20 protein-coding genes are annotated in these 23997 nt (G+C 42.1%); 7 read left to right on the top strand and 13 right to left on the bottom strand.

Annotated elements, in window-relative coordinates; all coding sequences use genetic code 11:
* Positions 1-132 precede the first annotated feature (132 nt).
* The 9 genes from AC1DU2_RS12745 to AC1DU2_RS12705 all read right to left on the bottom strand — a co-directional run bounded on the left by AC1DU2_RS12745 (position 133) and on the right by AC1DU2_RS12705 (position 11708).
* A complete protein-coding gene (locus AC1DU2_RS12745) occupies positions 133-1038 on the bottom strand; it encodes a hypothetical protein (protein WP_477384804.1) in 906 nt (301 codons plus the stop codon).
* A 156-nt stretch (positions 1039-1194) separates the two neighbouring features.
* The gene (locus AC1DU2_RS12740) at positions 1195-2028 is read right to left on the bottom strand and encodes a sterol desaturase family protein (RefSeq protein WP_477384803.1); all 834 of its coding nucleotides are present in this window, start codon (positions 2026-2028) and stop codon (positions 1195-1197) included.
* 196 nt (positions 2029-2224) lie between these two features.
* The gene (locus AC1DU2_RS12735; protein ID WP_477384802.1) at positions 2225-3235 is read right to left on the bottom strand and encodes a fatty acid desaturase; all 1011 of its coding nucleotides are present in this window, start codon (positions 3233-3235) and stop codon (positions 2225-2227) included.
* Positions 3236-3355: 120 nt separating this feature from the next.
* Positions 3356-4357 carry a YncE family protein gene (locus tag AC1DU2_RS12730; RefSeq protein WP_477384801.1) on the bottom strand — a complete coding sequence of 334 codons (1002 nt, stop codon included), beginning with the start codon at positions 4355-4357 and terminating at the stop codon, positions 3356-3358.
* Positions 4358-4413: 56 nt separating this feature from the next.
* Positions 4414-7515, bottom strand: coding sequence for an efflux RND transporter permease subunit (locus AC1DU2_RS12725; RefSeq protein WP_477384800.1), 3102 nt, complete (start codon positions 7513-7515; stop codon positions 4414-4416).
* Positions 7515-8468 (bottom strand): efflux RND transporter periplasmic adaptor subunit, encoded by a 954-nt coding sequence (locus AC1DU2_RS12720; protein ID WP_477357673.1) that lies wholly within the window; start codon positions 8466-8468, stop codon positions 7515-7517. The genes AC1DU2_RS12725 and AC1DU2_RS12720 overlap by 1 nt, the downstream gene beginning before the upstream one ends.
* A gap of 1 nt (position 8469) precedes the next feature.
* Entirely contained in the window at positions 8470-9705 is a 1236-nt protein-coding gene (locus AC1DU2_RS12715) for a TolC family protein (RefSeq protein ID WP_477384799.1), read from the bottom strand.
* A gap of 81 nt (positions 9706-9786) precedes the next feature.
* Positions 9787-11034: a sensor histidine kinase gene (locus AC1DU2_RS12710; RefSeq protein ID WP_477384798.1), complete on the bottom strand. Its 1248-nt coding sequence runs from the start codon at positions 11032-11034 to the stop codon at positions 9787-9789.
* On the bottom strand, positions 11031-11708 hold the full coding sequence (locus AC1DU2_RS12705; RefSeq protein ID WP_477357664.1) for a response regulator transcription factor: 678 nt from the start codon (positions 11706-11708) through the stop codon (positions 11031-11033). The genes AC1DU2_RS12710 and AC1DU2_RS12705 overlap by 4 nt, the downstream gene beginning before the upstream one ends.
* Before the next feature lie 237 nt (positions 11709-11945).
* On the opposite strand from AC1DU2_RS12705, the gene AC1DU2_RS12700 reads away from it, so the two are divergent.
* Both AC1DU2_RS12700 and AC1DU2_RS12695 read left to right on the top strand, forming a co-directional pair.
* Positions 11946-12359 carry an EamA family transporter gene (locus AC1DU2_RS12700; RefSeq protein ID WP_477357661.1) on the top strand — a complete coding sequence of 138 codons (414 nt, stop codon included), beginning with the start codon at positions 11946-11948 and terminating at the stop codon, positions 12357-12359.
* A 194-nt stretch (positions 12360-12553) separates the two neighbouring features.
* Positions 12554-15025, top strand: coding sequence for a TonB-dependent receptor (locus AC1DU2_RS12695; RefSeq protein ID WP_477384797.1), 2472 nt, complete (start codon positions 12554-12556; stop codon positions 15023-15025).
* Between the two features lie 214 nt (positions 15026-15239).
* Here AC1DU2_RS12695 and AC1DU2_RS12690 read toward each other — a convergent pair whose 3' ends face one another.
* On the bottom strand, positions 15240-15869 hold the full coding sequence (locus tag AC1DU2_RS12690; protein WP_274208577.1) for a DUF47 domain-containing protein: 630 nt from the start codon (positions 15867-15869) through the stop codon (positions 15240-15242).
* A gap of 289 nt (positions 15870-16158) precedes the next feature.
* Here AC1DU2_RS12690 and AC1DU2_RS12685 point away from each other — a divergent pair, with 289 nt between their 5' ends.
* A complete protein-coding gene (locus AC1DU2_RS12685; RefSeq protein WP_147058944.1) occupies positions 16159-16362 on the top strand; it encodes a hypothetical protein in 204 nt (67 codons plus the stop codon).
* 209 nt (positions 16363-16571) lie between these two features.
* A complete protein-coding gene (locus tag AC1DU2_RS12680) occupies positions 16572-18950 on the top strand; it encodes a carboxypeptidase regulatory-like domain-containing protein (RefSeq protein ID WP_477384796.1) in 2379 nt (792 codons plus the stop codon).
* Positions 18951-19474: 524 nt separating this feature from the next.
* On the opposite strand, the gene AC1DU2_RS12675 is transcribed toward AC1DU2_RS12680, so the two are convergent.
* Positions 19475-19693 carry a DUF5071 domain-containing protein gene (locus AC1DU2_RS12675; RefSeq protein WP_477357244.1) on the bottom strand — a complete coding sequence of 73 codons (219 nt, stop codon included), beginning with the start codon at positions 19691-19693 and terminating at the stop codon, positions 19475-19477.
* An 836-nt stretch (positions 19694-20529) separates the two neighbouring features.
* Between AC1DU2_RS12675 and AC1DU2_RS12670 the strand changes: the two genes are divergently transcribed.
* On the top strand, positions 20530-21024 hold the full coding sequence (locus AC1DU2_RS12670) for a nuclear transport factor 2 family protein (protein WP_477384795.1): 495 nt from the start codon (positions 20530-20532) through the stop codon (positions 21022-21024).
* Between the two features lie 55 nt (positions 21025-21079).
* On the opposite strand, the gene AC1DU2_RS12665 is transcribed toward AC1DU2_RS12670, so the two are convergent.
* Complete coding sequence (locus AC1DU2_RS12665; RefSeq protein WP_477357241.1) at positions 21080-21304, bottom strand: DUF6965 family protein; 225 nt, start codon at positions 21302-21304, stop codon at positions 21080-21082.
* A 139-nt stretch (positions 21305-21443) separates the two neighbouring features.
* Here AC1DU2_RS12665 and AC1DU2_RS12660 point away from each other — a divergent pair, with 139 nt between their 5' ends.
* A complete protein-coding gene (locus tag AC1DU2_RS12660) occupies positions 21444-23231 on the top strand; it encodes an ABC transporter ATP-binding protein (RefSeq protein WP_477384794.1) in 1788 nt (595 codons plus the stop codon).
* A 166-nt stretch (positions 23232-23397) separates the two neighbouring features.
* The gene (locus tag AC1DU2_RS12655) at positions 23398-23730 is read left to right on the top strand and encodes a DUF3276 family protein (protein WP_147057824.1); all 333 of its coding nucleotides are present in this window, start codon (positions 23398-23400) and stop codon (positions 23728-23730) included.
* 163 nt (positions 23731-23893) lie between these two features.
* Here the strand turns inward: AC1DU2_RS12655 and AC1DU2_RS12650 are convergent.
* A partial coding sequence (locus AC1DU2_RS12650) for a transposase (protein WP_477384900.1) occupies positions 23894-23997 on the bottom strand: 104 nt, incomplete at its 5' end.

The following is a 23997-nucleotide window of genomic DNA, read 5'->3' as shown; positions in this document are numbered from 1 at the left end:
CGCAAAGAGGGTGAAACTCCTTTTGCTTTCCTTTTTTAGCCCCTCTATGCAATGCAGTCGGAGAGAGGGGAAGACGCCCCGATGTATCGGGGTCGTCGGGGTGAGTCGACTCGCCGGCATACGAGGGCGCAATTACTTCTTCGGGCTATCGTAATAATAAATGGGCGAGAATACTCCTTCGCTGGTAGTATAGTATCCTTTGCCGTCGGGAGTAAAGCCTATGGCTTCACCTTGTTTTTCAACGGTGTAAGGCAACTCATTGGGTTTCCTGGCCATGGTATCCCATACATGCTCATTGGGCTGGCGTTGCCAATAGTAAACCTTTTCGTAGCTTTTTAACAGAATTTGCTGGCCGTCTTTGGAAATATCCCCAGCCGTGATCCATTTAAACGGTCTGAAACCGGGGAAGAACAGTTTGGTGTGCCTGGTTAAGGTAAGCGTATCGTTGGCTTTATAACTCAATGGCGCTGTATAAACCGCTACGGTATCGCTGCGCTTGGTTACAATGTATAAAAGCTTTTCAACCGGGTCAATCATTAAAGTTTCAGCATCTTTCGGGCCATCCGGATACTTCAAATTAACAGCCACAGGTACAGCATGTGTTGTGGTATCCTGCGCCCATAAGGTATTTTCCAAAAAACGGTAAATGGTAATCACTTTCCGGCTTTGAGCGTTATCACCAATATCGCCAAGGTAAACATAACTTTTGCCGTTTTGCGGACCGGGGCCAACAGCAATATCCTCACAATCCTGAACACCTAAATGTTTATTTTTGTCGCCTTTAAAATAAATGGTAGCCTTTAATTTGCCCTCGGGGCTTATCGAAAAAAAGCGGCTGGTATCGCCGCTATCATTATGCACATAATAAACATCGGGGTTAATAGATGAGGCCGCTATTCCAGATGTTTCGTCCATTAATTTGCTGTTTAGCGTGCCGCTTATTGGTTTTTTATCCAACAAACGGTGTTTGGCATACGCGCCTAAAAACAGCAGCATTACAAAAGGTATCAGGATCTGTAATTTCTTTCTTCGGCTCATGTTACTGTTGCAAATAATAACGCAAATAAATCATATTAGTATGAAGTTTTCATTATTTAAATGCAATTTTTAATAATGTGTGCAAAAATGAGGCCAAAACTTGTAAACTTTGGTGCCGAGATGCAATTTCTGACGAAATGGACTTTGCTCCCTAATTTAGGCTTGTTTACGCCTTTGTGGATGGTCAAACTTTTGAAACGGGAGCTTTATTACATTTAAAAATCTACCGTTCAGGTTTTCGTCCATATGGGTGTCAATACCAAAAACAATATCTTTCCTGTCCACGTTGGCATAGGTTCCAAACAGCCTGTCCCAAATGCTTAGCACATCACCATAGTTACGGTCGGTGTAAGGCAGCTGGTAGTGGTGGTGTACATGGTGCAGGTTGGGGGTAATAAATAGCAGGCCAACAATTTTGTTGAGCTTTGAAGGTAACTGGAACTCGGTATGGGCAACGATGTTTGAAAACGACTGAAAGGTTTGCCTTAATATTAAAACGCCAATAGCCGGGCCGCAAATAAATACCCAAAGCATTAAAAAGCAGGTGCGGATACATGTTTCGCAGGGATGCTCCCTAATGGTGGTAGATACATCTACCTTAAGATCGCTATGGTGCACCAGGTGAAATTTCCATAGGGGCTCTATCTTGTGCATGGTAACATGGTACACATATTCGCAAAAATCCATCATCATAAACATCACGATGTAATATACCCAGGGATTGGTGTGAAAAGGGATGAAATTGATAAGCCCCCAATGGTGGGCGGTGGCCCAACCAGATATTAAAACTACAAAGGTGGTTAATAACAGTTGGATAGGCAGGGCGGTAAATATAAACAAGGTATTAACCGAGGTATGTTTCCATTTGATCTTTATTCCGTCAAAAGAGGCCAGCATTACGGCAAACCACAGGCCCGTAATTACACCGGCGTATAAAAGTACTTGTGTAAGGTCTTCGTGCTGAGAAAAAAATGAGCTCAGTTTGTGCATAGTCAAATTAAAATAGAGACTTAAAGATAATAACTTTGTTACAATTACCTTAATCCTATGTTAATTCTTCATTAAATATTCATTTTTCTGTCAAAAAAAATGAGCATAATTCTGATTGTTTTTAACTCGTAAGCTATTAGCTTCCAGTGGAGTGTGTAAAAACAAGAAAGGGCATTGTAAAATGCCCTTTCTTGTTTTAGTGTTCTTTTATCATTTCCATTTCCACATCGGGTTTGGATACATCGGTGAGTGCAACCCGGCCGCGGTCCTTACGCAATATGCGGTTAAAAAGTGAAATTTCGCGATCAAAAAGGAACCGGAAAAATAGTTTTGTCCATGAGGTATGATAGTACAACGTATCATAAAATTCAGGGGCGGTTTTCTTGATCTCGGGTAATTTATTCCAGGGGATAGAAGGAAAATCGTGGTGTTCATTATGGAAGCCAACATTGAAGGCCACCGCATTAAAATTACCATAGTAGCTGTAAGTTTCCTGCTCAACACTGTGTGTTAAGTAGTGCTCTTGTATCCAGCGTGCACCAAGCGGGTGCAGGCCTACCGAAAACGAGAAGCTAAGCAGTAAAAACGCTACCGAATGCCAGCCCATAAAATAAGCTATAGCTGTTGTAAAAATAACCTGCAATAAAAAGTTGGTAATTATCCAGCCATCAATAGGATGTATCTCTCTTAACCGCGATAAACGGAAAAGCTGGAAAACCGGGAAAAACAGTAACCAAAGCGCTTTGCCAAAAAATGAATTGCTGATGAGTTTTGCTTCCCATTTGTTGGGCAAATCGGCATCCAGTTCATGCACACCCTGAAAAGAGTGGTGTTTGATATGGTATTTTTCGAACGAGATTGCGCTTGGCAATATTTGCGGCAAATTGGCAAACATGGATGCCCAGCGGTTGGCGTTGCGGTTTTTAAACAGCAGTTGGTGGGTACATTCGTGAATCATCACAAACAATGCATGATCGGCAAAGGCGCCCAACAGGTAGGCCGCGCCAAATACCCACCACCATGATTGATCGCGCAGAAACCAGGCTAAAACTACCTGGAACGCTACCAAACCAACAATAGCAAATATGGTATTGGGGTTTTTACCTATCAGCTTGCGCAATTGCGGAAACTGCTTTAAAATTTTTTTTGTGCGGATACGATGTGGTTCAGACTCGGAAGAATAAACAAAATCAGTTCTTTTAATCATATAATATGTAAACGTTAAATATAGGAATAACGTTTTAAAAATATCATTTCGCAGTCAAAATAAAAGTTAGATATCTAAAATTCACAAACATTTCATGATCTTTTTATATTCGAAATAAGCTTACTGTAGCTTGTAAACCAGTACTTTAAATGTTCCGGGCAGTGCTTTGCGTGTGCCGGGCTCAAATTCGGCCACGCTTAAGTAAATTTTGTGAGTTTTAGTATCCAGTGCTAAAGTTTTAGCACGCACTGCAGTTTTTAGCGTTTGAATAACGCTGTATTCATCAGCCGATTTTTGTTTGATAATGGTGGTTGTACCATCGCCATTGGAGCAAAATATAAGCTTAGTTTCGGCATCATAAGCCACGGCATCAACACCTGCGCCAATTGGTATGGTGGCTGTTACTTTCCCGGTATTGATATCAACAACGCTCATTCCCTTATTTTCGCGGCAGACAGTAAATACGCGCTGATTGGCGGCATCTAAAGCAAGGCCGGTAGGGCCGCCGCATGGTGCCAGCGGGTAGTTTTTGAGCACTTTAAGGGTTTTGCTGTCAATAATATTCAGACTGTTTTTATCTTCCAGGTTGTTATATATTTTGCCTTTGCCATCGGGCACCGCAAATTCGGGGCCGCCACCCAGGGCCACTGTGCCAACCTGTTTTAAAGTTTTTGGGTCGATAACCGACGAGTTGTTGCTTTCGCCGTTGAAACTAAAAATGCGGTCCGAATAAGCATCATACATAATGGCATCCGGCCCTTTGGCATCGGTAAGTGGGATGGTAGTAATTGTTTTCAGGGTTTTAATATCAAAAGCCACTACCGCATTGGCCCGGCCATCCGTTATAAAGCCGCGGTTTAGTTTGTTTACAATGGCAATACCGTGCACGCCTTTCATATCATTGATAGCTCCCACTTCTTTATCGGTAGCCAGGTCAATAACGTTTACTTGTGTGCCATGCGACACATATAGGCGGTTGTTTACTTTATCAAGTGCCAGGTAATCGTACCCGCCATCGCCGGTCAGGGAAATGGTTTTGTCGGCCACGTAGGTTTGGGCTTTTAGGGTAAATGGTGCTAAACCAATTGCTGCCAGGGCAAAAATCAAAATTTGCTTTTTCATTTTATAGATTTGTTTTTTGCTATGAAATTAGACGTCGAATCTGTAGAAATATTGGTTTAACTGGTATGTACTTCCTGTGTTTCGCCGGTAGGGAAATTATAGCCTTTGCGGTAAATAATACGCATCATACTTGGTAAAACAATGAGTAATAATGGCAGGGCAGCTAAAAATCCACCTATAACAGCAATAGCTAAGGGCTGATGCAGCTGCGCTCCGGCGCCAATGCCCAGCGCCAAAGGCGTAAGCGCTATAATAGCTCCTAAAGCAGTCATTAATTTGGGTCTTAAACGGGTTGATATGGAATAAATGATAGCCTCGTCGACGCTTTTTGTACGGGCACTTTCTTTAAACTGCAAAAAGGTGAATATGGCATTTTCGCCAATGATGCCCACTATCATAATGAGGCCGGTATAACTGCCCACATTTAATGGTGTATTAGTAATAAACAATGCCAGAAAGCTTCCCGAAATTCCTAACACAGCCATTATCAAAATTAGAATGGCGATCCTGAACTCTTTAAACAAAAATAATATTACCCCAAAAACCAATAAACTTGAAGTTACCAGGATAATCAGTAATTCTTTAAACGATTGCTGTTGCTCGGCATACGCACCGCCGTATTCAACATGATAGCCTTTAGGCAGGTTTATTTTTGAACTGATGTTTTTTTGAATCGCCGGAATTACCGATCCTAAATCGCTGTTCTCCAACCTGGCGGTAATCACGCCCATTGATTGCAGATCCTGGCGGTTAATTTCGGCATCGCCGGCACTTATATTAACGGTGGCCAATTGGCTGATAGGGGTTAATTTACCATTGGCCAAAAATACGTTGAGATTTTTGATTGCGTTGATATTTAACGATCTGTTGCCCGGGTAAACCATCCGGATGGGTGATAGCTGCAGAGGCTCGTATATATTACCTACCACATTGCCGTCCAATGCGGTTTGCGCCTGGAATTGCAGTGATGCAGGAGTAATATTGTATTGCGCCAGTTTTTTATAATCGGGGATGATACTTACCGACGGGCCTGCAATTACAATACCGTCAAAAACGTCGGCAGTGCCTTTAACCAAGCTCACCTCGGCCGCTATTTGTTTGGACAGGTTTTGCAATACGTGCTGATCATCGCCAAATACCTTAATTTCAATGGGCTGGGTCGAACTCATTAAATCGCCCAGCATATCTGTAATTACCTGGCCAAAATCAACACGGAGGGCGGGCTGCGTTTTTTCAATTTCGGCCCTGATATCGCTGGTTACCTCTTCAGTGGTCTTTTCGTGTGTCTTTTTTAGCTGTATCAGGTAATCGCCGGTATTTGGCTCTGTTATAAAAAAGCCCATTTGCGTTCCGGTACGGCGCGAATATGCGGCAACGTCAGGATGTTTGGTAATGATCTTTTCAATCTCGCGCAGCATCCGGTCGGTTTCTTCCAGCGAGGTGCCCGGGGGCGAGCTATAGTCAAGCACGATACTGCCTTCATCCATATCGGGCAAAAAACCGGTTTGCAGCTTTGAAGGTACTAAAACAATTACAACGATAAAACCAATCATTATGGCAATACCTATAAACGGCTTCAGGATAAAAAACGATACCCAACCCTGTCTTTTTACTTCGTGCGTTTCTTCTTTGGCGTTGGCGGCATGGCCATGATGGTTGCGGGTTAAAAACAGGTAAATAACGGGCAGCCCTATCCAGGTTACAAAAAACGAGCAGATGAGTGTAATGATCATGGTATTGGTCATTACTTTAAAATAGGCGCCGGCTACACCGGTCATGAGCAAAAACGGGATGAAAATTACGATAGTGCTGATAGACGAGCCCAGCATAGCCGGAAACAGGTAGTCGATGGCCTTTTTCAGTAGCTTGCTGGTGGGTTCGTCGGGGTGTTCTTCGTGTGTGCGGTGAATTTGTTCAACCACCACAATGGCATCGTCAATAATTAAACCTATGGCAGCGGCTATGGCGCCAAGCGTCATGATGTTAAAGGTATAGCCAATTACATACAACACAATAAGTGTAAGCCCCAGTGTAACGGGGATGGTTATGAGGATGGTGGCGCTGGCTTTTAATGACCGCAGGAAGATGATAGCAACAACAATGGCCAGTAACAGGCCTATCCAAACACTATCGGTAACGCTTTTAACCGAATCGTTCACAAAATCGGCCTGTACGTAGTAGGGTTTTATGGTTACATCCTTTGGTAGTATTTTTTGCAGCGCAACAACTTTGGCCGCCATGTCTGTTGATAACGTTATCAGATTGGCGCCCGGTTGTTTTATTACGGCTATCAACACACCATCGTGCCCGTTGGCATTTATCTTGGTATATTCAATGCCCTCGCTTATTTGTACCGATGCGATATCTTTAACCTGGATAACCCTTTTGCCGTTATTGCTGATCACCATGTTTTCCAGTTGATCTTTACCTGTTACGGTTGCATCGGTTACAGTGAGGTAAAGCATTTTATAGTCGGACAGGTAACCTTCGGATTTGATGAAGTTGGTTTGCCCCAGCGAATTACTGATCATATCTGGCGTTAGCGACAGGGCTGTCATCCTTTCGCGGTTAAGCACCAGCCAGTATTCTTTGGTTTTACCGCCTATTACCCTGATCTCTGATACGCCGTTAATTTGCGATAAAAACGGTTTAACCGTGAATGTTGCCAGTTGTTTTAATTCAATAGGCGATTTGTCATGGCTCTCCAGCGTGTACCCGCTCACCGGTAAAATAGAAGGGTTCATTTTTTCGACAGAGATATTTACCCCCGCCGGCAATGAGTTTTGAATTTTAGCTATCTGCGATTCTATTTGTTGCTTGCTCAGGTCAATATCTGCGCTCCAGTCCATATAGGCCGATATTTCGGCACTGCCGCGGCTGGTGGTACTGCGCACAATTTGTAAGTCGGGCACTTGCTTTATCGCATTTTCAAGTGGTTTGGTAACCGTTATCATCATTTGATTAACGGGCTGTAAGCCGGCATCGGCAATTACTTTTATTTTAGGAAAAGTGATTTCAGGAAAAAGGGATGTTTGCAGTTTGGTATAGGCAAAAATACCCCCCATCAATATTAAAGATAATACAAGCAGTAAAGGCTTACGGTAAAAAATGAAAAAATTTTCGACCTTATCAATTTTAGTTTCTGCAACTTTTGCCATTACTGTACAATTTTAACTTTAGCGGTATCGGCCAAACCGTAGTTACCGCTTATGATAATCTTATCCTGTCCCGAAAACTTAGGTGACAGGATCTCGACCCTGTCGCCGCTTTCAATGCCTTTTTTTACTGGTGTTTTAACCGCCGTATTGGTGTTGATCAATTTCATTACCCAAAACTCTGTTTGAGTTTCGTTTGATAAAATGGCCGAGCTGGGCAACGATATGGTATTTGTTTTGGCTGTTTTTACTATGCGCGCCCGTGCTACCAGGTTTTCGGGAATCTGGTTTGATGAATTTACTTTGATAATTACACCCTGTGTTTGCGATAGGGTATCAACCGCGGGCATAAATGAGGCTACGCTGCCGTTCAGCTTAGTGCCATCGGGCAGGGTAAGCAGTACATCCTGGTTGTTAGATACCGACGCCCGAAGTTCATAAGGCAACTGCATGATAAATACAAAGCTGCTCCTGTCGCTTATGATAGCTAATTGTTCGCCATCCTGCACGTAATCACCCAGCTGGTGGTTCAATTGGGTAATGTAACCATGCTCGGATGCTTTAATTTTGTTAACGCCCGAAAATTTGAAGGTAGTATCTAATATGTTAATGCTGTTGCCAATGCTTTGCGCTTCTTTGGTTTTTATGGTGAACAGCACTTCGCCCTTATTTACATAATGCCCAATTTGAGCGTTTACTTTTTGTATATAACCTATGGCATTTGCCTTTACATAGTTTTTTTGAAGGAATGATGATGTGGCGTTCAACTCAATATAATTGGTGAGTGAACTTTGGTCAATGGTGGTAACTTTTACGGGTGTTTCGGTTACAGGTGCGGCAGCCTCGCCGGCATCGGCCTCGGGGGCGCTTCCTTTACAGGAAAAATAAACCAATGCTACTGCTGCAATGATCAATATGTTTTTTGAAAGGGAATAAGCGGTAGGATGTATTTTCATGTTATTTATTCCAGTAGTTTAGTTGGTTTACCAGCTGAAGCCTGGTTACGGTAGTTTGTGTAAGTAAGTTGGTTATGGTGTAGTAGCTATTAACGGCCAGTATCAAATCGGCAATTTTAACGTCGCCGGTTTGCATCAATTGGGTATCCACCTTAATCAGGCTTTCAGCATATTTAATTTGCTCTTTTATCTGGTTAAGGAGGTGGTCGTTTTGGTTTATTTGCTGGTTAAGCTGCGCTATTTGCTGCTGATATTGTGTTTTAAAAAAAGCTTTATTGGTAGCATGGGTTTCTTGTTGCAGCTTTAACTTTTTGTACATGAGTTTGCGTTGCCCGCCATCATAAATAGGCATGGTAATGCTGAAACCAACGCTGGTACCAAAATTTTTATAAGGCTGTGCGCCAAAATCGGTATTAAAGCCACCATCGGCAAAAATGTTGGCTTTTGGCCTGTAGCTAATGTCAATCAAATCTCGCTGGTTAAGCAACCGCAAACTATCTGATTTAAATTGCCTGAAGAATATACTTTCAGATTCAGCAGCGGTTGCCGTTTTTTGAATCACCGGCTCGGCTATTTCTACAGCACTGGTATCGGCCACACCGGCCAGGTAGCTCAGTGTTGCGTAATCATTTTTATATTGTATTTGCGCCTGCGATAACTGTAGCTGCTGTTGTTTTAAAGTAACCAAAAATGCAAGGTACTCGCTTTGCTTGTAAACGTTGTTGCGGGTAAGTTTTTTTAAAAAGCCTTCTTCTTCGGTAAGCAGCTTTACCACATCGGCATTAAATTTTACCTGCTGCAGGCTACCGTAGGCGGTTATGTATTGGGCAGTAATGGTTCTGCTTAAATCCTGTGCCGACAGCACGGTTGTGTTATTAACCGAGTCGCGCTGCAGGTCTATTCCGGCCAGTTGGGCATTCAGGTTGCGCTTGCCAACAATCTGTTTGTTTACTCCCAATAACGCGCTAAAGGTTTGCACGTTGGTAATAGCACCGGCGTAACCATAACCGCCTATAACCGGAGCAAAATATCCGTTGCTGTTGGCATTTACCTGCGGCTTAAGCCCGGCGCGCAGCCTTAAGCTGTCTATTTGCGCGGCGGCAAGCTGGTTTTTTAAATCCTTAAGTAAGGGACTGTTGTTTTTTGCAAGCGCTAAATAATGATCGAGCGTATATGTTTGTGCCTTTACGGCAGTACAGATAACTGTAAATAATAGAAGGCCGAAAAACCACTTCATTAACTGATGGATAAGTTCAATTTAAACATAGCTAAAGTATAGCATAAATCTGTAAAAAATTAGGATGGCAAAATATCAAATTTAAAAAACGATGATGAAGATATGGTGAGGGTTTTGGTATTGATAATTAAGGTTAAAATCAAGACTTTGGCAAATTTGCCTGCTGATGGTAAGCCCAAGCCCGCTGCCATCGGAATGGGATGACTTATGGAAACGGGTAAATATTTTATCTTCGTCCAGCGGCTCATTTGCTCCGGTATTTTTAATGGTTAATGCTTCTGTGGTCAGGCTAATCACAATTTCGCCACCTGAGTGATTGTGCCGCACGGCATTAATGATCAGGTTATTCAGCAAAATTTCAATAAGGTACCTGCTTCCCGAAATTTCTTTATCCTCCAACCGGGCGGTTGCCGTGATCTGTTTATCCGCAAAGATATCTTCCAGTTGTAGCAGCATTTCATCAATTAATTGTTTAAGGTTGATGGTTTGCTGATCGGTAAGCAAGCGGTTTTCTATTTTCACCAACAGTAATAACGATTGATTAAGCCGGCTCAACCGGGCTACTGCGCTGTATAGGTCGTTGAGTAATTTGCTTTGCCTGTCGTTAAAGTTTTCGGATTGTATTAAGGTATCTAATTTGGAGTTGATGACTGCAATGGGGGTAAGCAACTCGTGCGATGCATTTTCGGTAAATGTTTTAAGCTCCTTATAATCATGCTTTGCCCTGATGGTCATGGCGGTTGCTGCCTGGTTTAAATCGGCAAACTCATCAATGCGGGTTTCGGTTTGGGTAATTTCTTTATTATCGGTGATGTTAAATAGCTTCATCTCCTTTAAAATAGCATGGAACGGCTGCCAAAGGCGATTTAGAATAAGCCTGTTGGCAACAAGCAATACCAGTAATAAAAATAAAATCAATCCAAAAGTAATAGTAAAAATAATCTGGATCAGGTCCTCAGTTTCTACCTTCGATTCAACGATGAGGATTTTGTAGTATTTGCCATCAACCGTAATTGAGCTGATAAGCCCCCGGCCCGATTCAACTTCGTCCTTATCTTTTTTATACAGGGTGTCAATAAATTCGCGTGTAACTGAATTGGGTGTAGCCTGGGTAAAGCTTATTTGCTGATCTTTAGAGTCGAAAACCTGGGGGAGTTGTTTGTTGAGTTTTACGTAATCAAAAACCTCATCTTCCTCTACCTTTAAAGATTTATCGGCCTGGTCAATTAATATCCAGCTGATGGCCTGGTAGTATATAATGCCGGTTATCAGCATCACAACTATGGTGGTAATAATATTTACCCGGTTATATAAGGTAATGAGTTTCATTGCCCGGCAAATTTATAGCCCATACCATAAGCTGCCTGTATATAATCGTTGGCGCCGGCTTCTTCCAGCTTTTTGCGGATATTTTTTATGTGCGAGTAAATGAAATCGAAGTTGTCGGCTAAATCGATGCCATCGCCCCAAAGATGCTCGGCTATGGCATTTTTTGATACTACTTTGCCTTTGTTGGCAATAAAATAAATAAGCAGGGCAAACTCTTTACGGGTAAATTTAAGAGGCTTATCATGCACGCTCACCGTTTTGGCCTGCAAATCGATGCTGATTTCGTTAAAAACAAGCAGGTTACTGCCGTTATACATTTTACGCCTGATAATGGCCGATACTCTTGCCTTAAGCTCCGACAGGTGAAAGGGCTTTACCAGGTAATCATCGGCACCCAGATCTAACCCCTGCAAGCGGTCGTCAAGAGAGTTTTTGGCCGATATGATGAGCACGCCGTCGGTATGGTTATGGTCTTTTAACCGTTTTAGTATATTAATACCATTGCCACCAGGCAGGGTAATATCAAGCAAAATGCAGTCGTAAGTATACATTTCAATTTTGGAAATGGCTGCGGGGTAGGTAGCGGCGGTTTCGCAGATATTACCAGCCTCGGTAAAGTACTCTTCAATACTCTCGCGCAGGCCCTCTTCGTCTTCAATGATCAGTAACTTCATTATGTTATACGTTGTACGTTTTAAGTTGTACGTTGCGTATTCATTATAATATGCAACTATGTAAAGGTAGTAGTCCAATTTGTATACATTTTGGATTTGACCAGATTTACTACAGCTTTAGCAAGCAAATTAGCTTAATAATTGTTGATAATTTACAAAAACGTACAACGTACAACTTTCAACGTACAACTTAATTGTTGATAATTTACAAAAACGTACAACTTAAAACCCAAAACTATGTGGTGGATTTACGCTCTACTATCGGCATTGTTTGCCGCGTTAACTGCAATTTTTGCCAAAATAGGCATTAAGGGAGTAGATACCGACCTGGCAACGGCCATTCGTACGGTGGTTATTTTGATACTGGCCTGGGCTATTGTGTTGTTTAAAGGCAGTAACCAGGGAATGAGTGGTTTAACCAAAACCAACTGGACGTTCCTAATTCTGTCGGGCTGCGCTACCGGTCTGTCATGGATTTGCTATTTCAGGGCTTTACAGTTGGGCAAGGTATCGCAGGTAGCCCCGGTTGATAAGTTAAGCGTGGCACTGGCCATTGTATTGGCAGTGGTATTTTTAGGTGAGCCCTTGACGTTGAAGAACGGGATAGGAGCCTTATTGATTATCGCAGGTACTTTGGTGCTGATATTTTGAGAAGAAAGGCAAGAGGTTAGAATCAAGAGATAAGATTGCTTTGCCTTGGCTCTTAATTCTAACCTCTTGCCTCTTTCCTACGGATTCTTACTCCCTGATTCTATTTTTAACCTTATTGTAACAATAACACAACAAATCAGAATTTATCCAATGTTTGTCTTCAAATTCGCACCCAAATGAGCGATTTCAAGATAATGAAGACCAGATATATACTACTACTTTTATTTGTACTGTTTACAATAAACGCCTGGGCACAAGCACCTGCGCCCAAAGGCAAAATAAGCGGCAAAGTTACCGATGCCGCTACAAAGCAACCGGTTGACTATGCTACCATATCTGTTTATAAACAAGGTGTAGCGGCCCCGTTTAATGGCATCAGCACCGACCCGAAAGGTAATTTTACTGTGGACCAGATTCCGCCGGGCGAATACCGGATTACCGCCGACTTTTTGGGCTACCAGCGTACTACGGTTGACCATGTAATAGTTAAGGCCGGCGCTACCACCAACCTGGGCGAGGTGTTGTTATCGCCAAATACACACCAGTTAAAAGATGTAACTATTACAGCTACTACCCCCACTGTTCAAAATAAAATTGATAAAATGGTATACAACCCCCAAAACGACCTGAGCGCACAGGGTGGTGTTGCTATAGATATCCTGAAAAAGGTGCCACAAATTACTGTTGATATTGATGGTAATGTAGAGTTGCAGGGTAATGCTAATATCCGGTTTTTAATAAATGGTAAACCATCCAGCATATTTGGCGCCAGCCTGGCCGATGCTTTGGCCAGTATTCCGGCCAGCCAAATCAAAAGTATTGAGGTGGTTACCAGTCCCGGTGCCAAATATGATGCCGCAGGTACAGGTGGTATCATTAATATTATTTTAAAGGATAGCCGGGTTGAGGGTATTAACGGCAGCGTAAACCTATCGGCAGGTACCCGCCGCGAAAACGGATCATTTAACCTGAACATGCGTAAAGGGAATTTTGGCGTAAACGCGTTTTTTAGCGGTAATGCGCAGATAAACAGCAACGCACCCAATACCAGCAACCGTACGTCTACAGACGGACTTGGAAACACTACCACTCTTTTTCAGCAAGGCAGTAATAATTTTAAACGTAACGGTTACCAATCGGGATTGAATTTTACCTGGAACATCAGCAAACACGACGATCTTACCGCATCTGTAGGTTTTAACCATTTTGGTAACCATGGCAATGGCTTAACCAACCAGGACGAAAATAAAGTGGACCCAAACGGGATCGAACTTTCTGATATTAAAACCCTGCGCACATCAAGCAGTAAGTTTAGCGGTACATCAACAGATGTGAGCCTGGCCTACAAAAAAACATTTGAGAAGGAAGGGCAGGAGCTTGATATATTGTATTCATCAAGCTTTGGTAACAATAGTTTTAGTTCGTCGCAACTGTTACAGAACTTACAGGCCGGAACCATACCTACCGGTATTACCAATAATAATCCGGGTAAGGATAGGGAAACCAACATCTCGGTTGATTACACACACCCGCTAAGTAAAAATTTTACCGTTGAAACAGGTGGTAAACTTGATTTTAATCACATTAACAACAATGTAGTTACCGATACTTTGTTAAATGGCGCCAATGTGCCCAACTATAACCAAACCTATGGTTTTACCTATGATCGTAAAATTTATGCTTATTATTTATCATTAACTACTTCGGTATTCAATAACTTTTTAGATATCAAGGCTGGGTTAAGAGATGAATATACGGTAACTACTGCCGACTTTAAGAACACCAATATCCCCAATTACAACATATTAGTACCATCATTGGTGTTCTCACACAAAATAAGCGAATCGCAATCAGTTAAATTAAGCTATACCCGCAGGATTGAGCGCCCTGATTACGGCGACCTGAACCCTTTTCTTAACATCAGCGATACCCACAACATCAGCACAGGCGATCCGACCTTGAAACCGGAGCGTGGCGATAACTTTGAATTGGGTTACAACAAATCATTTGATGGCGGTGCAAACATCAATATAGCAGCGTTTTACCGCAAAAATACAGATGACCTGCAACGCTTCACTACTTTTTATGACACTTTAAGAATTGATGGCAGTACGTATACCAATGTATCATTAACAAAACGGTATAACCTTGGCTCCGAGGAGCGCGAGGGTATTAACATCTACGCATCGGTACCTATTACTAAAGCATTTAACCTGCGCACCAACATGATATTTTCTGAACGTACAAGCAATAACCCGGGCAGCCCAAGTGTTAGCGGGTTTACTTACCGTTTAAATTTAAATGCACAGTACAGTTTTGGTCATGATTTAAGTGCCGAATTTTTTGGCAACTATAATTCATCGCAAAGAAGCATCCAGGGAACGCAGCCTAAATTTGTGTTTTACAACTTTGCCATGCGTAAAATGTTCATGAACAAAAAGGCAAGCATTGGCCTTACCGCTTCAAATCCGTTTGCCAAATATGTAAGCCAAAGTTCCACCACATATGGTGCCGGCTTTAACCAAACTAATATCAGGTACATACCTGTACAATCATTCGGCATAAGCCTGAGCTATAAATTTGGCAAGCTTGAATTTAAGAAAGAAAGAGAGAAAGATGATAACGGCGGCAAGCAAGATGATATGCCTGCTGATAAGGGGAAGTAAGCTGAAAGCCTAAGGCCCAAAGCTTCTTCAAAAAAACGGCCCTTGATTTTTTTTAAAATCAAGGGCCGTTTTTTTTAGCCTTTAGCCTTTAGCCTTTAGCCTTTAGCCTTTAGCCTTTAGCCTTTAGCCTTTAGCCTTTAGCCTTTAGCCTTTAGCCTTTAGCCTTTAGCCTTTAGCCTTTAGCCTTTAGCCTTTAGCCTTTAGCCTTTAGCCTTTAGCCGTTCTTTATCAAAATACTTTCAATAATTAGTGTGGCATCTTCGCAGCTATCGGTGGCTGTTTCCATCGCCATAAATACATCTGTGTATTTTATAAGTTGTATGGCGTCGGTTTCGTTGGCCAGTAAATCGGCAAATGCTTCATTGTAAACGGTATCGGCCTGGTATTCCAGTTGTTTAATGCTGTTACAAATTTCGAAAATATGCGCCGAATTACCCAGGTTATTCATAGCCTTAACTGCACTTTCAAGCGCCTGGGTAGTTTGCAGGATAAGATCAGCAAGGTTGATAATAGGAGGGGTTATTTTAGGCACATCGTACAGGTTTATCCTGCGCGATGCCATAGCTATGCTATCTGCCACATCATCAATAGCCGCCGCAAGTTCGCACATATCTTTACGCTGAAAAGGAGATATAAGTGTACGCCCCGATTCGGTAAATACCTGGTGTGTAATTTCGTAACTTTTTGTTTTTAGCTTATCAATGTGTGTAAACTGAAATTTTTGCTCGTAGGTATCAGTGGAGTTCACCGCGGTATTAAGCAGGGTTGCCATTTGAGTGGCATTGTCAACCGCCCGGTTAAATAAATCATAAAAAACCTGGTTTGAGTTGGGGAATATCGACATCTATTGAAATTTTTTATGATACTTTTTAAGTAAAAATCAATTTAACAGTGTGTATACTAACTGTTTAGTATATGTTGGCTGTTTTTATTTTCGTGGCTAAATGTAACCATTAATTTGCAGCAATAGGTCACGGAATTGTTAATCCAATGTTAATTAAATGTTATCAAATTATTGGTGCTGTAGTTTGCCGTTAAATAAATTTCACCGGTAAAAAATGCTATGTAACATTTACTGTTTTTTAAAACAATAACACCATAATACATATTACATTAATATTAAGTAAACCGTTATGAAACCCGCTGATAAACATTATAAATTCATAAACAGTAAAACTGGTTATGCAATTTATTACCACTCCCTAAGCAGCGACCTCAACGCCACAGAGATCAAAAATCAACTGCAGGATATTAAAGCCCGTGTGGCTATACAAAATGGTATTTACCTGGAAACTGTATATTGGGAAGAGATAAAGGAAAATGCCGAAATACAGTAGTAGAGTCAAGAAGCAAGAATCAAAAAAAAATTGGCACGTAGATTATCCGATTTCAATAAAACATTGGCCCGCGAAGAAAATATTTAGGTTTGAGCATTTTGCGCTTATCTTGATTATTGGCTCTTGACTCTTATTTTATTTGTTTTGTGCGGTTAATTGAGGTATATTTAATCACCAATTTAAATCACCTCTTTTTAAACACTTCCCGCATGAAAAAGATAGTACCTGCACTTTTTTGCGCCTTATGTTTTTGTACATCTGCGTTTTCACAAAACGCAAAAGCACCGCTTTCGTTAGACCGAATAGTATCACGCCTTCAAACCTTATCGACAACAAAAGCTACCGAAAAAGTTTACCTGCACTTTGACAGAACGACATACAGTGCCGGTGATACCGCCTTTTTTAAGGCCTATCTTACATTTGGCGAGCAACATCAGCTATCAAAACTAAGTGGCGTATTGCACGCCGACCTGGTGAACCCCAACGACTCTTTGGTGAAGTATATAACGTTACAGGTTAACAATGGGCTGGCCTGGGGCGAATTTGCTTTGCCAAACAGCCTGCCAAAAGGCCTTTATCATATAAAGGCTTATACCAAATGGATGATGAATAGCGCCGACCCTAACGTTTTTGACCAGCCAATTATAATTAATAGCCCGGTATTGCCAACGCGTACACTATCAACTCAGCAAACTAAAATTGCCAATAAATACGATATTCAGTTTTTTCCGGAGGGAGGGACCTTTGTAAATGATATTCCGGCTAAACTGGCTTTTAAGGCTATTGATCATAACGGCATGGGGGTCAGTGTTAAAGGCGTGGTTGTAGATAACCTGAATGCCGAAATAACGAAATTTGAAACCAGGCACCTGGGGATGGGTATTATTAACATAACCCCTGTTGAAGGCAGAACCTATAAAGCCAAACTTACCTATGGCGATGGTACCAACGCCACAGTTGATTTGCCAAAGGCCGACGAAAAGGGTATGGCACTGCTTGTTAATAATACCAACCCCGATAAGCTATTAATTGAAATTAATGCCAACCGGGCCTATTACCTGGCCAATAAGAACAAAGAAATTGGCATCGCCATTTATTCAGGCGGCGGGGCTGTACGATCGGTAAAAACAACTTTAGATGGCCAGGTGCTTGATCTTAACCTGGGTAAAAAAGACTTTCAGACGGGTATCGTACGGGTGACACTATTTTCGCAAACCGGCGAACCGATGAACGAGCGGCTTTCATTTATTCAGAACGATGATCTTATGAATTTGCAAACGGCGGTAAATAAATCATCATACACAACCCGGGAAAAGGTACATCTTACGCTGAATGCCAAAAAGGACGATAAACCGGTTGTTGGTTATTTTTCTGCATCAGTGGTTGATGCCACAAAAATACCCATAGATGAAAGCGCCGAAACTACTATTTTAACCAACCTGCTGCTCACATCTGATTTAAAAGGTTTTGTTGAGCAGCCCAATTATTATTTTAACCGCGTTACCAATGATACCCGCGCCGATTTGGATGTGCTGATGCTTACCCAGGGGTACCGCAGGTTTGAGTGGAAACAATTGCTTGGCAACGATGAGACTACGGCATCGGCCTATACTGTTGAAAGAGGACTGGATATATCAGGCACTGTTAAAGCTAATAACGGCACGCCGGTTGCTAATGGGAATGTAACGTTGCTTGCAAAAAATGGAGGCAGTATGTTAACGCAGGTTACCGATGCCAATGGCAGGTTCAGCTTCCCCAACCTGGCCTACACAGATAATACTCCTTTTGTAATCCAGGCAAAAACCGCCGAGGGAAAAAACAATACGCAGATCATTATGGATCAGCCTAAGGAGTTGGTTCTGATGGCTGAAAAAAACAAATTAATGGGTGGCAGCGATATTGAAAAAAATGATGACAAACCTGGCCCGGCATCTGTTTATATGGCCGATGCAAGCGGAAAACTATTAAAGGAAGTGATTGTAAAAGATAAATACTTAGAGTCGCACACCAATACTATTACCGATTTTGCCGATCAATCCGGATTGGGGCGTAGCCTGGAGGGGCGCCTGCCCGGAGTTTCATTAACCAACGGCGTGCCTTATTTGCGCGAAAGGGTAGGGATTTCAGAAGCAGGCCCCATGCTGGTAATTATAGATGGAATGCAAGGCGGATCCATTACCGATTTAAATGTGTCTGATGTAGAGAGCGTTAAAATGTTAAAAAATGTCGACGCCGCACTTTACGGTTTCCAGGGATCAAACGGGGTGTTAATAATAACAACAAAAAAGAGTAAAAGCCAGGTTGTAAATAAAAAACTATCGCCCGGGCTTATTACTTACGCTCCCAAAGGTTTTTACAAAGCCCGCACGTTTTACTCGCCTGCTTACGGCGGGTCGGTTAAGCAGGCCAATAAATCAGATGATCGTGTCACCATTTATTGGAACCCCGACGTTGTTACCGATAAAGATGGGAGCGCCTCATTTGATTTTTACAATGCCGATGGCAAAGGCAACTATCGTGTAATTATTGAAGGCGTAGATGATAACGGCAATGTGGGTCGCAGCGTTTATACTTATAAAGTTGAATAAATAAAAAACCCTTGCCTTGCGGCAAGGGTCAAAAAAACCACAACAATTGTTTAACCTTCTGGCTATGTAAACCTTAAGGTCAATTCCTAACTGCAATGTGGTTATTCTTTGGGTATAACAATGCTGATTATCAATTGTTTTAAGGAATGCTGAAAGTACACATGATGGGGTTTTTTTCCTGTGGTTAATGCCACTCAAGTTTTATTTAAAATTGAAAAAAGTATTGGCACTATCATTAAAACGCTATACACATAAAAAATTACCACCTTCATTTTTGAAATAGCTTACGGGTATATTTTAAGCGGTGGTTTGGTGAAAACACTGGCTGCAAGGTGAATGACTGTTGTAGAAAAGTATACTTGCTATGAATACTTCTCTACTATTTCTTTTGCAATCGTATCCACATATTCTTCTTGTTCTATTTTAGTTGGAATGTTAGCAATCCTATTAATTACGACCGTTAATTCATCTGAGGGACTATTTGAGGATCGGGCTATTAATGAATTTAAAATTTCATATTTCCACTAATCACCGTTACCCATCAAAATATTCAGTAAATTGGGCGTTATATAATCAATATAGGGGATAAAATAGTCAGCTATTCCGCCGGCAACTTCCCAATTCATATCTTGCATCCTTTCTAATAATTGTGGAACGTCTGCTTGTATTGCCTCAAATGGCATTAGTTTTAACTTTTTTACAGCTTCGATGTCGCTTTTTGGTTTTGGTATGTAGTTTTTCATGATGCCCTTTTTATGGATAACCCACAAGCTAATCTATTCGTGAATTAAAAAAACTTACCGAGTCAGTTGTTCCAAACTGAAACTCATTTCTTGAGTCTGAGTATAGAATGTTGATGTAATTTTTGGGTTTCAGGCGATACATAATTGTAGTATCCTTTTCGTCAACAAGATAGTGGATTTCGATATCTTTCTTGTCAATAATTATCGGACCTCTAACAACCTCAACCTTTTGACTTGTTGGAGTTTTTCTGTCAAAGATAACCTTGCCGTCGAAGGTGAGAATAACACGTTTATCGCTGTTAGCGTAAATGCTGACATAGACGGTGCTGCGAGAACTCTTTCCGGTGCATGAACTCAACATTAGAAGAAGGACGCTAATTATCAGTCTTCCCATTTGGAATTGCTGGTCTGTCATGTTGTTTAACTGTTTATTGTTCGACTGAAGATTTCCGGCAACGGCTGGTTGAGGCCTACATAAGTTTTGTCCTCCTCATCGCTACAAGTGTTTTTCAAAGCCTCCAGCTTTGTGGTCCGCATGCCAGATATAGTCCATGCTTGTGAAACAATCGGCGAAAGTTCATCTTTGATACATACGCTATCGGCATAAGCTAAAAATACAAAAACTTCGGGATGAATTGAACCTACGTGAGTTGCCTGCCAATAACTTACACGGCGATTATTTTTTTGCGGTTTACAAGGTTGGAGCGGCAGCCCTAAAATCCAATACCCAAACACTTAATCCTCAACTGTGCGGGCTTTCGCCGCAAATATTTTTGCTCAGCCGTAACTACAGCCCGCCCACGTGCGTCTATCCGGTATAGTTAATACTTTTAATCATGACAACGCCCCGTTTATTTTCCCGCATATGTTTTTCGGTAATGTTTATTGCCCTTACAAGTGGTTTTGCTGTTAATGCCCAAACCGCTGTTTTTAAGCCAAAGGATGCAGCCCTGTTTAAAACCATAGCGCACATGGATAGTGTAATGTTTAACGCCTTTAATAACCGCCAATTGGATGTGATGAAGGGTTTATTTACTGCCGATGTGGAGTTTTATAATGATGGTAAAGGGGTTACCGGTTATGATGCCACCATCGCCGGCTTTAAAGGCATTTTTGAAAACAAACAAGCTGCCGACCTGCGTCGCGATCTGCTGCCCGAGAGCCTGGAGGTTTACCCTATGCCGGGTTTCGGCGCTATTGAAATGGGAACCCACCGTTTTACGCATACCGAAAACGGTAAGCCGGTAATTGGCGTTATGAAATTTGTACACATTTGGCAGTTAAAAGATGGCCAATGGAAAGTGAGCCGCGTGGTAAGCGTTGGGCATTGATAAAAAACTGCCAGTATTTGAAACAAATAGCTGCCGTTGTCTCTACCGGTGTACGCTACCAGGGGCGGGGAATTCCGGGCCCATCGTAAGGATGTTCAAGCGCGTTGATGATGCGCATGAGGCGATGCCTGGCACCGCTATGTTTAACTTCGGTTCGCATGGTTTCCAGGTTGCGGGCCACGGCTTCTTTAACGTCGTGTTGGGTGGTTGCCCGGTCAATTCTTAAACTTTGGGGTAAATCTGCGGTTTCAAAATAAGCTGTCAACTCCTGCTCTGTCATGCCGCAAAGGTAAAAAAGCAATCCGGTAATCGGTGATGCCTTTTTTACCTTTCGCCTTTCACCTGTTGTTTTCTTACATCAATGTTACTTTTCGGTCGCCAACAATCCCCTCAAATTTTAATACTTTTGGTCAGCATAAATGAAAGACCTCGCATACCTCAATAAGTTTTTTTACAAATACCGCTGGCGGCTAATCCCGGGCGTGTTGTTTGTAATTATATCCAACATTTTTGGTGTACTGCCGGCCCAGGTTATCCGTGTAGCATTTGACCTGGTTACCGAAAATATTGGCGCTTACCACCTTTTTGCCGGCTTTAACCGCCAAGGCATGATATATGATATTTTTGGCAGCAGCCTGATGCTGTTCGGCGTGCTGGTACTGGTCTTGGCCTTGTTGAGGGGCTTATTCCTTTTTTTTATGCGCCAAACCATCATCCTGATGTCCAGGCATATCGAGTATGATTTAAAGAACGAAATTTATAGCCACTATCAGCGCCTGTCGCTGGCTTTCTACCGCCGGCACAACACCGGCGACCTGATGAACCGCGTTACCGAAGATGTGAGTCGGGTGCGTATGTACCTTGGGCCGGGCATTATGTATACCATCAACACTGTGGTGCTGTTTGTAATGGTAATATACGCTATGCTCACTGTAAATGTGCGGCTGGCAGTATGGTCGGTATTGCCGCTGCCTGTATTAGCAGGGATCATTTACTATGTGAATAACGTAATTAACTACCGGAGCGAACAGATCCAGGAACGGCTGTCGGGTTTATCAAGTTTTGTGCAGGAGAATTTTTCGGGTATCAGGGTAATCAAATCCTACGTTAGAGAAGCTTTTGTACGGGAAAAGTTTGCCGCCGAAAGTGAAAATTATAAAATGCACTCGATGGCACTGGCCAAAGTGCAGGCGATGTTTTACCCCATTATGTTGTTGCTGGTTGGCCTGAGTAACGTAATTACCATGTATGTGGGTGGGGTAGAGGTAATGAAAGGCAACATTACATCGGGCAATATAGCAGAGTTTATTGTATACCTGAATATGCTCAATTTTCCGGTGATTGCCCTGGGTTGGGTAACTTCGCTGGTGCAGCGGGCGGCCGCGTCGCAAAAGCGGATCAATGAATTTTTGCATCAGCAGCCCGAGATCATTTCATCAAAAGCCCCGGTACATACCATTAAAGGCGCACTTGAATTTGATAAGGTATCGTTCACTTATCCTGATACCGGCATCCAGGCTTTAAAAAATGTGTCGTTCAAAGTTGATCCGGGGCAAATGGTTGCCATTATTGGGCGCACAGGCTCGGGCAAATCAACCATTGCCAACCTGGTTATGCGCATGTACGATACTACCGGCGGCGAAGTTTTGGCAGACGACATACCCCTGCAACAGCTTAACCTGGAGGGCTATCGGTCGCAAATTGGCTTTGTGCCGCAGGAGGTTTTCCTGTTTAGCGATACTATTGCCAATAATATAGCCTTTAGTGCCGATGTGCTTGATTTGCCGGTGGTAGAACAAGCCGCCCGCGATGCCGCTGTTTATAATAACATTATCGAGTTGGAGCAGGGCTTTTCCACTTTAATTGGCGAACGTGGCGTAACCCTATCGGGTGGGCAAAAACAGCGTGTGTCTATCGCCAGGGCCATATTTAAACACCCGCAGATATTGATATTTGACGATTGTCTTTCGGCTGTTGATACCCGTACCGAAGAGGAAATATTGAATAATCTTGGCCGTGTTATGCAGGGTAAAACCAGCATCATTATAGCGCACCGTATATCAACCATAAAAAATGCCGATAAGATACTGGTGATGGATAATGGCGAAATTGTGGAACATGGCAACCATGAATACCTGATGCAGCTTAAAGGAACCTATTTTGAACTGTATGAAAAGCAGTTGTTAGAAGAAGAACAGAACGCCTAACTCCTCTGGTCGACTAATATCCAGGTTTCGCAGCGATAATAAATTTAACTTGCGCACAAAAAAAACGCTGTTTTGTTTTAAAAGTTGCAATAAAAATGAATAAAATACTTGCACTTTGAATTTTTATTTATATTTATGCCAACCAAAACTAATTTCAGGGATATTTATGGGAGATTTTGACAATAGAGAACGTGAAGAGGTATTTTCTAAAAAGGTGAGAGCCGGGAAGAGAACGTATTTTTTTGATGTAAAAGCAACCCGCTCAAACGATTACTATGTTACGATAACAGAGAGCAAAAAGCGTTTGGAGGATGGTGTGTTTATTAAGCACAAGATTTTTTTATACAAAGAGGATTTTGAAAAATTTGCCGAAGGTTTGAAAGACACAGTTGATTACATCAGGGCTAACCAGGATGTAGTTGAAAAACGCTATGAATACGGCGAAAATCCGGAAGTTGCCAAAGCATCGGCAGATGAGGATTTTTCATTTGAGATTTAACAGCGTAATACCAGGCTACAATGATATAATTAAGAGGCCGTATCATAAATCAAATGATGCGGTCTTTTTATTTTACGGCGGATAAATCGATTTCAAGTAGTTTTTTGATGTTGATTTCGAACTAACGAATATTATTGATTAAGAACGAGTGAAAAGAAGGCCTTTAGGCAGCTTTTTTTCTTAGGTTTTGTGCGATTGAAAGTAAGCCCCATTCTATCGCTACTTTTTCTTTCCCACGGAGCATGAAGCGTCGGAACCCGTGGTGGT

It is taken from the genome of Mucilaginibacter sp. P4_C11 (genome assembly GCF_056402115.1).
This window is presented reverse-complemented; position numbering and strand designations above follow the sequence as displayed.

Excerpts from the sequence above, each read along its gene's own strand:
- AC1DU2_RS12745 (WP_477384804.1), bottom strand. The coding sequence starts at position 1,038 with ATGAGCCGAAGAAAGAAATTACAGATCCTGATACCTTTTGTAATGCTG.
- AC1DU2_RS12705 (WP_477357664.1), bottom strand. The coding sequence starts at position 11,708 with ATGAAGTTACTGATCATTGAAGACGAAGAGGGCCTGCGCGAGAGTATT.
- AC1DU2_RS12730 (WP_477384801.1), bottom strand. The coding sequence starts at position 4,357 with ATGAAAAAGCAAATTTTGATTTTTGCCCTGGCAGCAATTGGTTTAGCA.
- AC1DU2_RS12695 (WP_477384797.1), top strand. The coding sequence starts at position 12,554 with ATGAAGACCAGATATATACTACTACTTTTATTTGTACTGTTTACAATA.
- AC1DU2_RS12735 (WP_477384802.1), bottom strand. The coding sequence starts at position 3,235 with ATGATTAAAAGAACTGATTTTGTTTATTCTTCCGAGTCTGAACCACAT.
- AC1DU2_RS12700 (WP_477357661.1), top strand. The coding sequence starts at position 11,946 with ATGTGGTGGATTTACGCTCTACTATCGGCATTGTTTGCCGCGTTAACT.
- AC1DU2_RS12665 (WP_477357241.1), bottom strand. The coding sequence starts at position 21,304 with ATGACAGAGCAGGAGTTGACAGCTTATTTTGAAACCGCAGATTTACCC.
- AC1DU2_RS12740 (WP_477384803.1), bottom strand. The coding sequence starts at position 2,028 with ATGCACAAACTGAGCTCATTTTTTTCTCAGCACGAAGACCTTACACAA.
- AC1DU2_RS12655 (WP_147057824.1), top strand. The coding sequence starts at position 23,398 with ATGGGAGATTTTGACAATAGAGAACGTGAAGAGGTATTTTCTAAAAAG.
- AC1DU2_RS12710 (WP_477384798.1), bottom strand. The coding sequence starts at position 11,034 with ATGAAACTCATTACCTTATATAACCGGGTAAATATTATTACCACCATA.
- AC1DU2_RS12720 (WP_477357673.1), bottom strand. The coding sequence starts at position 8,468 with ATGAAAATACATCCTACCGCTTATTCCCTTTCAAAAAACATATTGATC.
- AC1DU2_RS12725 (WP_477384800.1), bottom strand. The coding sequence starts at position 7,515 with ATGGCAAAAGTTGCAGAAACTAAAATTGATAAGGTCGAAAATTTTTTC.
- AC1DU2_RS12715 (WP_477384799.1), bottom strand. The coding sequence starts at position 9,705 with ATGAAGTGGTTTTTCGGCCTTCTATTATTTACAGTTATCTGTACTGCC.
- AC1DU2_RS12670 (WP_477384795.1), top strand. The coding sequence starts at position 20,530 with ATGACAACGCCCCGTTTATTTTCCCGCATATGTTTTTCGGTAATGTTT.
- AC1DU2_RS12685 (WP_147058944.1), top strand. The coding sequence starts at position 16,159 with ATGAAACCCGCTGATAAACATTATAAATTCATAAACAGTAAAACTGGT.
- AC1DU2_RS12680 (WP_477384796.1), top strand. The coding sequence starts at position 16,572 with ATGAAAAAGATAGTACCTGCACTTTTTTGCGCCTTATGTTTTTGTACA.
- AC1DU2_RS12690 (WP_274208577.1), bottom strand. The coding sequence starts at position 15,869 with ATGTCGATATTCCCCAACTCAAACCAGGTTTTTTATGATTTATTTAAC.
- AC1DU2_RS12675 (WP_477357244.1), bottom strand. The coding sequence starts at position 19,693 with ATGAAAAACTACATACCAAAACCAAAAAGCGACATCGAAGCTGTAAAA.
- AC1DU2_RS12660 (WP_477384794.1), top strand. The coding sequence starts at position 21,444 with ATGAAAGACCTCGCATACCTCAATAAGTTTTTTTACAAATACCGCTGG.